The organism is Pedobacter sp. BMA (assembly GCF_001027745.1).
In the GTDB taxonomy this organism is placed as follows: Bacteria; Bacteroidota; Bacteroidia; order Sphingobacteriales; family Sphingobacteriaceae; genus Pedobacter.
Window position 1 is genome coordinate 466,357 of record NZ_LECU01000004.1, and the last position, 12,397, is coordinate 478,753.

Here is a 12,397-nt window from a genome sequence, read left to right on the forward strand (position 1 = left end):
CAATCAACTGACTTAACTACCCCAAAAACTTTGGGATGGAATTAGCACCTTTTCCAGCTACGGCGGGTTGCTAAGGTTTCACAGGGCCATTCCCTCCACCTTTCTTGATAAGTATTTTAAAATAACTGGCGCAAAGATAGTACAATAATTGAATAGACTATAAAATCCCTAGAATTTATTTAAAAAATTTCTTCTTAGCTCTTGAGATCGTTACCTTTGCACTGAATCCTTAGATTCAACCACGATTATGAATATTAAAACTGTTGCATTTCTATCCTTATCTCTTTTATCCTCAGCAAGTCTTATAAAGGCACAAACCAGTATAAAAAAGGATGCTAAAAGTGTAAAATCAAATACTTTTTCATTACCAGGCAAATGGAGGGGCGTTTTTAAGATTAAACCTGATGTAGAGGTACCTTTTAATTTTGAGATCAGTTCAAAAAATGGCGGTCCTGCACATCTCGTATTTTTAAATGCCGACGAGCATTTCGAAGGAGGTGTTGTAACACAGACCGGAGATTCTGTTTTTGTTAAATTAAACCAGTTTGATAACGAATTTGCGTTCAAACTGAAAGGTGATTCGTTGAGCGGAGTGTTGAGAAAACAAGATCATACAGGGAAACCGACGGTTTTAGTGGCCAGGAAGGGTGAAAACTATCGGTTTAAAACAGATGGAAAACCTGCCTCGGGTGATTTTTCCGGAACTTACGATGTGACATTTAAATCGCCAAACGGCGATCCGGAAAAAGTTGTCGGCCTGTTTAAGCAGCAAGGCAATAAAATTACGGGGACATTTCTACGCATCACTGGCGATTCGCGTTACCTGGAGGGTGTTGTGGATGGCGACAAATTTTATTTATCCAGCTTTATCGGATCGGGACCCTCATTTTACAAAGGTACCTTCACAAAGGAGGGGAGCATCAATGGGGAGATTGTTACGGCACGTGGCAACGTACCCTTTGACGGGTTAAAAAATGAAAATGCTGCTTTACCGGATGCAACCAAACTTACATTTTTGAAAGATGGTTACAAAACCCTTAATTTCTCTTTGCCTGATGTGAATGGAAAAAAAATATCGCTTAATGATGAAAAGTTCAAGAATAAAGTTGTGATTTTGACCATAACAGGCACCTGGTGCCCCAACTGCGTTGACGAGGCAACTTTCCTGGCACCCTGGTATAAAGAAAACCGTAAACGTGGTGTCGAAATTATAGGCATTCACTATGAAAGACAACTCGATTCGGCATATGTCCGTACAGCTTTAAGCCGGTTTCGTGAAAAGTTTGGAATTGAATATGATCAGGTTATCGCGGGGAAACCAGATAAACAACTTGTTGCAGAATCATTGCCCGCCTTAAAGAACTTTTTATCATTTCCAACTACCATTATCATTAATAAAAAAGGTGAGGTTGCTCAGATCCATACCGGATACAGTGGCCCGGCTACCGGAAAGTACTATACCGAATTTGTAAAGGAATTTAACGGGGAAATAGATTCCTTGTTAAAACAATAGCCTGCATTAAAGTTCCCGTCTGTAAAGGTTAACATAAAATATTCCTAACCAATAATCGTTGAATTGACGATTATTGGTTATTTTGGACTTCAATTTCTAACCAATATAGAACCAAATGAAGTTTCAGTATAAATTAATATTTATCTCCTCCTTGATGATTTTCTTTTTCGCCATGGCAAAGGCACAGAAAAAGCAAAAGATTCCTACAGAAAAAGATATGTCAGCCTATCTGATGGTCTATTTCAAGGACGATACGCATGGCCTTTACATGGCACTAAGTAAAGACGGTTATAGTTTTACCGATATTAACCAGGCGAAGCCTATTATTGCCGGAGATACCATTGCCGAGCAAAAGGGCATACGCGATCCCTACATCTGCCGCGGACCGGATGGCATGTTTTATCTGGCTCTAACCGACCTTCACATATATGCTCAAAAGCAAGGCTACAGAAGTACCGAATGGGAACGTGATGGAAAGAAATACGGCTGGGGAAACAACCGTGGCTTGGTTTTAATGAAGTCAAAAGACCTCATTCATTGGACTCATCAGGTTCTAAGAGTAGACCAGGCCTTTCCTGAACTTGCTGATATTGGCTGCGCATGGGCGCCTGAGCTTATTTATGATGAAGCTCAGAAAAAAATGATGATTTACTTCACCATGCGTTTTGGCAACGGAAAAGATAAAGTGTACTATTCTTACATGAATAAGGATTTTACAGGTTTGGATACTCCTCCTAAACTGCTGTTCAGCTATCCGAAAGATGTCTCCTACATCGATGCCGACATTACCAAAGTTGGCGATAAATACCATATGTTTTATGTTCCTCATGATGGAACTTCAGGGGTGAAACAGGCCGTTTCCAGTACAATCAATTCGGGTTACCAATATGACGATAAATGGTACGATCCGGAGGACAAAGGCTGCGAAGCACCTACGGTGTATAAAATTATCGGTCAGCAAAAATGGTTGCTGATTTACGACATTTACCGGATTAACCCTCACAATTTTGGCTTCAGCGAAACAGCTGATTTTGTTAACTTCAAAAATCTGGGTCGTTTTAACGAAGGAGTAATGAAGTCTACAAATTTCTCATCGCCAAAGCATGGAGCAGTAATCCATTTAACTAAAAAAGAGGCTGAAAAACTTGCCGGCAACTGGAAGTTAGACATGCAGTTTTAATCATTATTTTTAGATCACTGCAATATGTTCACTAAGGTTTTGAGCTTTCATAATAATGGTTTAAATGAGTTAAGTTTCCAACTGAAAAACAAACCTGAGGACTTAATTTCCCCCTGCCCTGTTTTTGATATCATCGGTAGCTGTACTTCGGGATCTGGCTGATTTTACATTCTGGTTTCCAAAGTTATAGCTGATACTGAGGTTGGCACGTCTGCTGGTATAATGATTGACGACATTCATGTTCACATTCTGGTATACCAGGCTTCCTGCCCAGTAATTGGTTAAGAAAATATCATCCATACTCAATCTTAGTTTAAGCTTTTTATCTACCAGGGTTTTCTGCATCCCCGCGTTGACAGCGTACTGGGTAACGGTTGTTCTTTCTACACCAGATATCCGCGGACTATTCAACCAAAAATTTATTTCAAAAGAAAAATCCTTAGGCAAAGTAAAAGAACTTGAGCTATACACATTAAAAGCGACCTTGCCTGCACTGTAAGCTGCACCTTCGAGATTCGGATCGTTGAATTTACTGTAATAAACACTGAAATTATTCTGGAAATTCCACCATTTAGCAATTTTAACCGGCACACTGATTGCAGCGGAATAGTTTTGAAAACGACCAAGATTCTGGCGGATTACACTGATAACACGAGTGGCATCGTCCTGCTGACTAACCTGTGTGATCATGTCGCGCGTATCGGAATAATTGAGCGACAGTGAATTCTCTTTATAACTATAACTGATTTCGTAATTGTTGGTAAATTGCGGTTTAAGATAAGGATTACCCTGATCTACAGCCAGCGGATCCAGATAGAAAACAAAAGGGTTCAACTGCTGATAATTCGGACGATCGACTCTTCGGCTATACGAATAACGGATATTATGGTTTTCAGTGATTTTCTGGTTCACAAAAGCAGTTGGGAAAAGCGAGAGATAACTGCGGTCGACTTCCTTGTTTTCTGTGATCGAGTTGCCGTTCGAGTGAGTATGCTCTGCTCTTAAACCGAGTTGTACTTGCCAAACCTTCCATTCTTTACCAAAATTTACATAAGCAGCATTGATATTTTCTTTGTAAATAAATTTATTCGACTTGCCAATATCATTCTGCCAGGTGCCATTAATCAGTTGCTCCGAAAGAAAATCGTTATTCGTAACAACATAGCTGCTTTTCAACCCGGTTTCAACTTTAACTGTTTTTGATAAGGGCAATGTTAAATCTGTTTTAGCAGCGTAAACATTGATCTGTGCATCTGTATTATTCCTTAAATTAGTTTGATTGGTCAAAGCCCCTCCACTGTTTAAATAACTGGCCAAAAAGTACTCATCTTTCTTGTTTCCGAAATCGGAATAATCCACGTCGAAGGTTAAACTTTTACCCTTTTTATCAAAATCATGCTTGATATTAAAGTTTGCGGTGATGTTACTTACCGGCGAAGTTGAATTGGCATCCTGAAGAATCGTACTCAGGTTAGCTATCCCGTTCTGAACGGCACTAATATTGGTATTACTGAAATTAGTAAGCTTGGTACTCAATGTATTGGCATCAACCATCACGCCAAATACCGTTTTTTCTGATGCGTAATAATCAGCGCCTAATTTGCCTTGAAAACCAGTTCCTTTATTTTTACGATCAAAATTCTGGGTAAGCAGACTGGCAACACCATTGGCCGATGTTGTCCGGTCCAGATAGGTGTTATTAAATGTCGATTTTGTAGCTATAGCACCATTCCCAAAAATATTCCATTTTCCCTCACGATGATTGAGGTTAACGTTAATTCCAACCCGGTATAAGTCTTTAGGTGAATTGGGCATGAAGGCTTGCCCGGTATTAAGTGAAGCCGTGCCATTAGTCCCATAGGCTTTATTCCTTTTAAGCTTAATATTAATGATTCCTGCGTTTCCTGCTGCATCATATTTTGAAGATGGATTGGTAATGAGTTCAATCGTAGAAATCTGTTCTGCACTCATGTTACTGAGCAGGGCAGTTACATCGGCGCCCGATAGGAAGTTTGTCTTACCATCAATCATCACTAATACCCCGGATTTGTTATTCAGCTTGATCTGATCACTTTGACGGTCGATCTGCACGCCTGGAGCCTTTTCCAAAACCTCCAATGCTGTTCCCCCTGACGCGGTGATGCTGTTTTCGACATTTAAAACTGTTTTATCGATCTGGTGCTCGATAAATGGTTTCTTTCCGGAAACATTTACTTCATTTAACTGCTTCGTTAAGCTTTCGATCGCAATGGCGGGTAACTCTATATCTTCACCCAGCAAAAACGGATTGGTAGTTTTTCGTTTAAAGCCAACTATTGAAACTGAGATCATGTAATCACCCTCTTTTAACTGAGTAAATTCGAAACGACCATCGATATTGGAAGATATGCGCTTCACCAGACTGGTATCAGGGATTTTATGCAGACTTACTACTGCAAATGGCACGCCGGCGGACTTTTCATCGATAATTTTCCCCGATAGGTGATGTAATTTTTGGGCAAAGGAAACCCCACATGCCATCAGGCATGCCATAAGCATTAGCAATTTTTTCATGGTCTGGTAGGTGTGGTTTAAACTAATGGGTGGCAATCGTCCCGGTTCGATAATCTGCGAATCGGGACGATATTTAAAACATGTTATTGGTTTTCTGTATTCTCTTCAGGGTGGTCTAAATCATACTTACATTTCAAACCTTCTTCGGTCATGATCCAAACGCTGTAATTATTGTGGTCATCTTCGTGATCATTACAACTCCAGGCCCAATAGTTATTAATATACCTGTAAGCATCTTCTTTTAAAATAAGCTTTGTGCCAACCGGAATTTCGAAGATTAAGGTTACTTCCTGATTTCTCCAGTTGGCACCCTTTCTCAGTTCAAATCGTGGGTTGAATACAAAAAGCGAATCTTTTAAATCATAGGTATAGTTTATGTTTTGTGCGTTCTGAAGTGCTGTTGGAAAGTTTTTCCCCTGCGATTCGTATTTTTTAATTAATCGCGCTGTACCCGTTTCGCTTTTTTCAATGTTAATTCTGATGTTGTTAGGCGATACAAAAGGGCCGTTTTCAAAATCATCAGTTACGATTTGGTTGCGGTTACCACTGGTAATGTGGTAGGAAACACTATCTTCATGACTGAAATACTTACTTTTATCGATATCAATTACGTAAGTAGGCGTAATTTTCAGATCAACAGTTTCGGTTAATTCTGCATGTTGCTTAAACTCAGAAGAAATTCTCGCTGCATGATAACAAGCGGTGGCTACTCCGGCCAGCCACACAATCAGTAATGCAAAAGAAAGTGTTTTGTTAATGGCCTGTTTATTAAAAGCAACCCTGATTGAAAAGAGAACAAGAGCCAGTATCGGGATAAACATTACGATGAATGCCGAAAACAGAATTACACCTCTATTGCTCTCATCGATGATGGAGAAGGGAAAATATTCGTAGATGCTGGAATCCAGGAAACCTTGAAAAGCAGCAACACCAATAATTAAACCAAGCAAAAAGAGTATTCCGAAGAGGATGATGAATCCTGCAATAACCTTGAAAATTACCTTTCCGGTTCCGGATATGAACCGGCCCAGCCACTCGAAAAACTCACCGATAAAAATTCCTATTCTGGCAAAGATAGAACCGGTGTGGTTTCCTGCATAAGACATCCCGCGTTTAATCGCTTCCAATTCTTCATCCAGGTTTCGTTGAAACCCTTCGAGGTTAGCCGTCTCTCCTTTCATCTCCATTCTCTCAACCCGCGACTTTGCCTTAGGCATAATGATCCATAGAATTACATAAAGTAATATCCCGGTTCCGCCCAGAAAAGTAAGCAACAGCATGGCCAGTCTGATCCATCGTGCTTCAGTATTGATATAATGTGCAATGCCTGAACTAACACCTGCCACTACACGATCATCCATGTCACGGTACAATTTCTTTTCGGTGTACTGATGCTGGTAATTGCTTTCCTGAACAGGCTCTTCCTCAGCATCTTCGGTAGCATCAAAATCTCTGACTTTTCCCATTTGAGCAATAACAGAATTCACATCTGCGGAGTCAACTACCTGTTTCTTCTGGGCTTCCAGTTGTTCTGTTAGTAATTCGGCAATCCTGTTCTCAATGTCGGTTACGATTTCGAGATCGTCGGCATGATTGGCAAAATATTGCTTTACCTCATTTAAGTAGGCTTTTAAGAGTTCGTAGGCACTTTCCTCAATATGAATGATGGTGTTTCCTATATTTATGATGATGGTCTTTTCCATTTCGTTTACTGATTATGAGCTGGCTCCGGTTTGAGATACACCCACAGCATAAGCCAGTTCCTGCCAGGTTTGATCTAATTTTGATAATATTTCTCTGCCTTCTTCTGTTAAGACATAATATTTGCGTGGTGGGCCTGAGGTAGATTCTACCCAGTTATAGCTTAACAAACCATTGTTCTTAAGCCTGGTTAATAATGGATATAGTGTACCCTCAACGATTAATAATTTTGCCGCACGTAATTCGGCAATAATATCTGAGGCATAAATTTCTCCTCTCGAAATGATTGATAAAACACAGTATTCCAGAATTCCCTTCCGCATTTGCGTTTGCGTATTTTCTGCTATCATAATACAAAGATATATGTTTTATAATGTACTATGCAATACATAGTACTGTATCAAATGAATAATAACGAATAACTAACTATTATACAGGCAATTAATTTTATATATAAAATTTAGATGGTCTTTAATAGCCTTAAAAAAAGCCAGGAATTGATGAATTTACCTAACTTGGCCTTTGGCATCACACTATACAATCAGGGTGTAAATGCTTTGATGACGACCGCCTTCGGGATCAGGATTATTTGTTAGACCACCACACAACCCCACCATATAAATACGATAGATTTAATATATTTTGATAATTTTGCATCGTCATAACTTATTTTCATGAAAAAATCTATAGCTAGCATTGTTGCAGAGGCAAATCAAAGTGGCGAAGGGACACTTAAAAGAACACTAGGTCCGGTAAACCTCATTTTAATAGGGGTTGGTTTAACGCTTGGTGCAGGGTTGTTCTCCATTACTGGTTTAGCGGCAGCAGACCATTCTGGCCCGGCGGTAACGCTTTCATTTGTAATTGCTGCCCTCGGTTGTGGTTTTGCAGCATTATGTTATGCAGAATTTGCATCCATGATCCCGGTTGCAGGAAGTGCCTATACCTATTCTTACGCCACAATGGGTGAGCTATTTGCCTGGATCATCGGATGGGATTTAGTTTTGGAATATTCAGTTGGCTGCGCAACGGTAGCCATTAGCTGGTCGCAATATTTAACAAAATTTCTGGGAAGCCTCGGAATTTACCTACCTCCACAACTTACTTTATCTCCTTTTGAAACAGGGAAACTTGCTGATGGATCAGTTGTTCACGGTATGATTAACATTCCCGCGGCTTTAGTTGTGGTATTAATGACAGCAATATTGATTCGCGGAACCAAAGGATCGGCCATTGTAAATGGCATCATTGTTTTCCTAAAGGTTGGCGTAGTACTGGTATTTATCGCGTTAGGCTGGAAATACATTAACCCTGCAAATTACCATCCTTATATCCCTGAAAATACTGGTACGTTCGGTCAGTTCGGCTGGAGTGGTGTTCTACGTGGTGCCGGACTGGTATTTTTCGTGTTTATAGGTTTTGATGCGGTAGCCGCTTCAGCTCAGGAGACAAAAAACCCAGCCCGGGATTTACCCATCGGCATTATTGGATCCCTTTTAGTTTGCACAGTTTTATTTGGCTTGTTTGGCCATGTGATGACGGGTTTAGCAAACTATAAAGAATTTGCAAACAGTGGCGCGCCTGTTGCGATTGCAATAGAGAAAACGCCCTACGGCTGGCTGAGCCAGGCAATCATCCTCGCTATTCTCATCGGCTACACTTCGGTTATTCTGATTGACTTGATGGCGCAGTCAAGAATGTTTTACTCCATTAGTAAGGATGGGTTACTGCCAAAAATGTTTTCCGATGTGCACAGCAAGTTTAAAACACCATGGAAATCAAACATAATCCTTTGCATTTTCATAGGCCTATTTGCAGCATTTGTTCCGATGAATGTTGTAGGAGAAATGACGAGCATCGGCACACTACTTGCCTTTTTGATGGTTTGTGCCGGAATTTTAATTCTGAGAACAACCAATCCGGAAGCAGAACGTCCGTTTAAAGTTCCCTTTGTACCACTCATACCTATTCTCGGTATTTTAACATGTATTGCCATGATGGCTTTTCTACCTTGGGAAACCTGGTTAAGGTTAGCAGTATGGCTGATTATTGGTTTAGCCATTTATTTTGGATACGGCAGAAAAAACAGTAAATTAAACCGTGTTGCACAAGAGGAAACGCCGGGCTAATGTACTCATAAATAAAACGATAGGACAGCAGATTGTTCGAATAAACATACAGCTTTAAAACTTGTTACGATTAAGCGATGTGGTTTATAACCGTATAAATATCAAATAATTAACAAAAAAATACAAGTTATCAACATTTGAACAAATCCTAAGTGCTTTGGCTTAGGATTTGTTTTGTGAAAAGTAACCTATAAAAACTTTTCATATGATTATTAAATTGGATATATCTGCAATCAGACTGGTAAGACCGAAGGCGGAAACAACGACAAAGAAAACAGTAACTCCTTTAACCAAAGAGCAGTGGATAACGGCCGATAGAATAGTAATGGCAACGATGTTTATCGCAACAATTGCAGCGGCAATAGTATTCTAATTACTGTGATCGATCAAAAATCTTCTCCAGTCAATTCCTTATTGATCATGACTCCGGCAAGCGTACCTGATGCTGCCGCTGCAGACAGCGTTCTCATGAGCGTGGTGCAATCTCCTGCCGCATAAATACCGTCAACATTAGTCCTTTGTTGCTCATCTACCTTAATTGTATTCAAGTTTGTTATCGACAGTCCTAACTGGGTTTCGAAATTAAGATGCTGCATAATTTCCCCTCTGGCGTAAACCGCCTTTAAGGGCAATCTCTTATTACCCCTGAAGACTATACTTTTCAACATACCGTTTTCGTGCTCAAAAGCTACAATCTCGTCTTCAATTATAGGGATTGACCTGGACTTTAATCTTTCTGTCTGCTCAACCGTTAACTTAGATATTCCATTGGTGAGCAGTGTAAGGTCTTTATTCCAGTTCCATAGTGTACGTGCCATTTCAAAAGCATGGTCCCCATTCATGAACAGTCCAATTTTCTCATCTTTAAATTCATATCCATGGCAATATGGACAATGGATAACAGATATGGCCCAGCAATCTGCAAAACCTTCAATATCGGATAGAACATCCTTTAAACCTGTAGCAATAAGCAGTTTGCGCGCCTGGAAACTCCTCCCACTTTCCAATTGAACGGAAAAATGATTCTGCTCTTTCTTAGTTGAGCTGACCATTCCTTCAAGAAATCTAATCGTTGGATATTTTAAAACGTCGGCTTTAGCTTTCGCTGATATATTTGCTGGCGACTCCCCATCGTGTGTTAAAAAATTATGAGCGTGTGGCGTTTGTCTGTTACAGGGTTTTCCGGCATCAATCACGAGCACATTCCTTCTTGCCCGTCCAAGCGCTAGCGCAGCTGATAAACCAGCATAACTTCCACCGATTATTATTACATCAAAATCCATATCATTTTTTTTGATGTAAAAATCATAAACTAATTAAACAAATGCAATATAGTTGCATTATATAATTGTCATTTTTGATAAATGGTGGCCCTGATAAACTTCCCGTAATAAAATTGATCTTCAACAGTAGTGTAATTGGCTCTTAGAAAATAACCCGACATATCAATCAGCCTTTTAGCCTCAACATGACTAATGATGTTAAAAAAAGTATACATCAGCTTAAGGAAAATTTTTTTCCACCAGATACCTTGCTTTTGTTGCAGACTGAAATCGACCATAAACCAGAAACCACCATTTATTAGTTGCTGATGTAGTTTATTAAAAACAATCTCCGCTCGTTGCAAAGAAAAGTTATCAAATAGAAATGGGGTAATAATCACATCGAAAAAATGATCTGCAATGTATACTTCTATTGCCGAGTGGATAAAATCGACGTTATTTACACGACAATTTCTTTTTTTAGAAAGTGCGAGCATTGTTGTTGAGATCTCAACATAGGTGATGTGCAGTCCCGAAGGGTGTATCTTCGCTATTTCCTCCAGGATCCAGCCAGTCCCTCCCCCGGCAATAAGCACTGTTGAATTTTTTGGAATTTGTTTCAACTGACTGATCTGTGCATTGACTTGTGACCGGGAAAATACCAAACGACTCAAAAAATCGTATCGGGAAGCTATCTTACTATAATCATTTAACAAAACTTGAAGTTTTAATGGTCAGGAATATGATGTTCTATCTAAGTTAATGAATATCATGTGTTGTTGCAGGTTGAAAACAAATCATTGAACAAACTGCATTCCAATGATACCACAGACTGCTTTAAATAATATTAAGCCATCAATAACCATCAGATAGTAAAGGATATTCTGGCGTTTGTGCATGGAATACGCGATATAAATGGTTGCTACAAATGGTAGTACGTTACACAATACCTGCGGAATTCCAAAACCTTTATAACTGGCAAAAATCCCCAGAGAAACCAGGCCAATAATGAGTAAAGGAATTAATATATTAAATATGGTTTTACGTAATCCATAACGCACAACAAAGGTCCGCAGGTGCTTATTGGCATCGGTTGGATAATCTTTGATGTCAAAAATAATGGCGTTAACAGTACAGAACATCCAATTTTTAATAAACAACCATGTCCACAAAACCGAGTCGTGATAATTAATACCCGTCTCGATTTTCAGCATAATGAGGGGCAATACATTGGCACAACAAGCCCACACAAAGCCGATTACAAAGGCCTTAAACCAGCCTGTATTCCGGAGGTTAATATTCAGAAAAGAGCGTGGCAGTAAACCATAGTAAAGTATAGCTGCAATAAGTATAACTCCAATGGCTACCCAATAAAGCAGTGGCAAATTTAAGATGTGGTAAAAATTAGCATAAAATAGGCTTACCGCCAGTATTGCACACAATACGGATAAAATGAGCTGACTAAAACCGATCAGTTTCTGATGTTCATAATACCACTGTGTTCTTGGGTTTGTTGCAGAGGGTTGGGTAGAAACCTTACTGTAAGCATAGGTATAGTAAATGGTTGGCGCAAGAAACAATAACAGAAAATAGTTGACTGAATTGAACGGCAGACGCAACTGGATTGTAGCTTCTAAAGTTAGTGCAACCGCCAGTATACCCACGAAGTAGTTCCCAAAGAAGATGAAGCGAATAATCTTACTGACCATTTTAACTCAAATAATACCGGGACAATTTCGCGTTTAAAATTTAGATATAGGTGTAAAATATTTTTTAACAAAAAAGCCTCTCAGTTTCCTGAAAGGCTTAGTGTGGGAAATGAGGGGTTCGAACCCCCGACCCCCTCGGTGTAAACGAGGTGCTCTGAACCAGCTGAGCTAATTTCCCTTTTTTGTATTAAAAGGTCTTTATAAAAATCTTTCAAATCCTTGAAAGTAATGTGGGAAATGAGGGGTTCGAACCCCCGACCCCCTCGGTGTAAACGAGGTGCTCTGAACCAGCTGAGCTAATTTCCCTTTCCGTTTGGGAATGCAAATATAGCGCTATAATCTTGTTTCGC

At 39.6% G+C, this 12,397-nt stretch carries 10 protein-coding genes, 2 tRNA genes and 1 riboswitch; of the genes, 4 read left to right on the forward strand and 8 right to left on the reverse strand.

Annotated elements, in window-relative coordinates:
• Positions 1 to 9: 9 nt before the first annotated feature.
• Positions 10 to 114: riboswitch (SAM riboswitch) on the reverse strand.
• A 133-nt stretch (positions 115 to 247) separates the two neighbouring features.
• Positions 248 to 1,513, forward strand: a complete 1,266-nt coding sequence (locus AB669_RS08315; RefSeq protein ID WP_082120619.1) for a redoxin domain-containing protein — start codon at positions 248 to 250, stop codon at positions 1,511 to 1,513.
• 115 nt (positions 1,514 to 1,628) lie between these two features.
• On the forward strand, positions 1,629 to 2,693 hold the full coding sequence (locus tag AB669_RS08320; protein WP_047798811.1) for a glycoside hydrolase family 43 protein: 1,065 nt from the start codon (positions 1,629 to 1,631) through the stop codon (positions 2,691 to 2,693).
• A gap of 102 nt (positions 2,694 to 2,795) precedes the next feature.
• On the opposite strand, the gene AB669_RS08325 is transcribed toward AB669_RS08320, so the two are convergent.
• The 3 genes from AB669_RS08325 to AB669_RS08335 form a co-directional block, all read right to left on the reverse strand.
• A complete protein-coding gene (locus AB669_RS08325) occupies positions 2,796 to 5,246 on the reverse strand; it encodes an outer membrane beta-barrel family protein (protein ID WP_047798812.1) in 2,451 nt (816 codons plus the stop codon).
• 83 nt (positions 5,247 to 5,329) lie between these two features.
• Positions 5,330 to 6,949 (reverse strand): PspC domain-containing protein, encoded by a 1,620-nt coding sequence (locus tag AB669_RS08330; RefSeq protein WP_047798813.1) that lies wholly within the window; start codon positions 6,947 to 6,949, stop codon positions 5,330 to 5,332.
• A gap of 12 nt (positions 6,950 to 6,961) precedes the next feature.
• Positions 6,962 to 7,297: a PadR family transcriptional regulator gene (locus AB669_RS08335; RefSeq protein ID WP_047798814.1), complete on the reverse strand. Its 336-nt coding sequence runs from the start codon at positions 7,295 to 7,297 to the stop codon at positions 6,962 to 6,964.
• A 324-nt stretch (positions 7,298 to 7,621) separates the two neighbouring features.
• Between AB669_RS08335 and AB669_RS08340 the strand changes: the two genes are divergently transcribed.
• Both AB669_RS08340 and AB669_RS22115 read left to right on the forward strand, forming a co-directional pair.
• Positions 7,622 to 9,076 (forward strand): amino acid permease, encoded by a 1,455-nt coding sequence (locus AB669_RS08340; protein ID WP_047798815.1) that lies wholly within the window; start codon positions 7,622 to 7,624, stop codon positions 9,074 to 9,076.
• 205 nt (positions 9,077 to 9,281) lie between these two features.
• Positions 9,282 to 9,449 (forward strand): hypothetical protein, encoded by a 168-nt coding sequence (locus tag AB669_RS22115; protein ID WP_156166703.1) that lies wholly within the window; start codon positions 9,282 to 9,284, stop codon positions 9,447 to 9,449.
• 13 nt (positions 9,450 to 9,462) lie between these two features.
• On the opposite strand, the gene AB669_RS08345 is transcribed toward AB669_RS22115, so the two are convergent.
• The 5 genes from AB669_RS08345 to AB669_RS08365 all read right to left on the reverse strand — a co-directional run bounded on the left by AB669_RS08345 (position 9,463) and on the right by AB669_RS08365 (position 12,353).
• Complete coding sequence (locus AB669_RS08345) at positions 9,463 to 10,359, reverse strand: NAD(P)/FAD-dependent oxidoreductase (RefSeq protein ID WP_047798816.1); 897 nt, start codon at positions 10,357 to 10,359, stop codon at positions 9,463 to 9,465.
• 68 nt (positions 10,360 to 10,427) lie between these two features.
• Positions 10,428 to 11,054 carry a class I SAM-dependent methyltransferase gene (locus AB669_RS08350; protein WP_047798817.1) on the reverse strand — a complete coding sequence of 209 codons (627 nt, stop codon included), beginning with the start codon at positions 11,052 to 11,054 and terminating at the stop codon, positions 10,428 to 10,430.
• Between the two features lie 81 nt (positions 11,055 to 11,135).
• Entirely contained in the window at positions 11,136 to 12,047 is a 912-nt protein-coding gene (locus tag AB669_RS08355; protein WP_047798818.1) for a hypothetical protein, read from the reverse strand.
• A gap of 103 nt (positions 12,048 to 12,150) precedes the next feature.
• A tRNA-Val gene (locus tag AB669_RS08360) sits at positions 12,151 to 12,225 on the reverse strand.
• Positions 12,226 to 12,278: 53 nt separating this feature from the next.
• Positions 12,279 to 12,353, reverse strand: a tRNA-Val gene (locus AB669_RS08365).
• Positions 12,354 to 12,397: the final 44 nt, after the last annotated feature.

Bases quoted from the DNA above. Each gene is read 5' to 3' on its own strand.
- AB669_RS08315 (WP_082120619.1), top strand. From the start codon at position 248: ATGAATATTAAAACTGTTGCATTTCTATCCTTATCTCTTTTATCCTCA.
- AB669_RS08320 (WP_047798811.1), top strand. From the start codon at position 1,629: ATGAAGTTTCAGTATAAATTAATATTTATCTCCTCCTTGATGATTTTC.
- AB669_RS08325 (WP_047798812.1), bottom strand. From the start codon at position 5,246: ATGAAAAAATTGCTAATGCTTATGGCATGCCTGATGGCATGTGGGGTT.
- AB669_RS08330 (WP_047798813.1), bottom strand. From the start codon at position 6,949: ATGGAAAAGACCATCATCATAAATATAGGAAACACCATCATTCATATT.
- AB669_RS08335 (WP_047798814.1), bottom strand. From the start codon at position 7,297: ATGATAGCAGAAAATACGCAAACGCAAATGCGGAAGGGAATTCTGGAA.
- AB669_RS08340 (WP_047798815.1), top strand. From the start codon at position 7,622: ATGAAAAAATCTATAGCTAGCATTGTTGCAGAGGCAAATCAAAGTGGC.
- AB669_RS22115 (WP_156166703.1), top strand. From the start codon at position 9,282: ATGATTATTAAATTGGATATATCTGCAATCAGACTGGTAAGACCGAAG.
- AB669_RS08345 (WP_047798816.1), bottom strand. From the start codon at position 10,359: ATGGATTTTGATGTAATAATAATCGGTGGAAGTTATGCTGGTTTATCA.
- AB669_RS08355 (WP_047798818.1), bottom strand. From the start codon at position 12,047: ATGGTCAGTAAGATTATTCGCTTCATCTTCTTTGGGAACTACTTCGTG.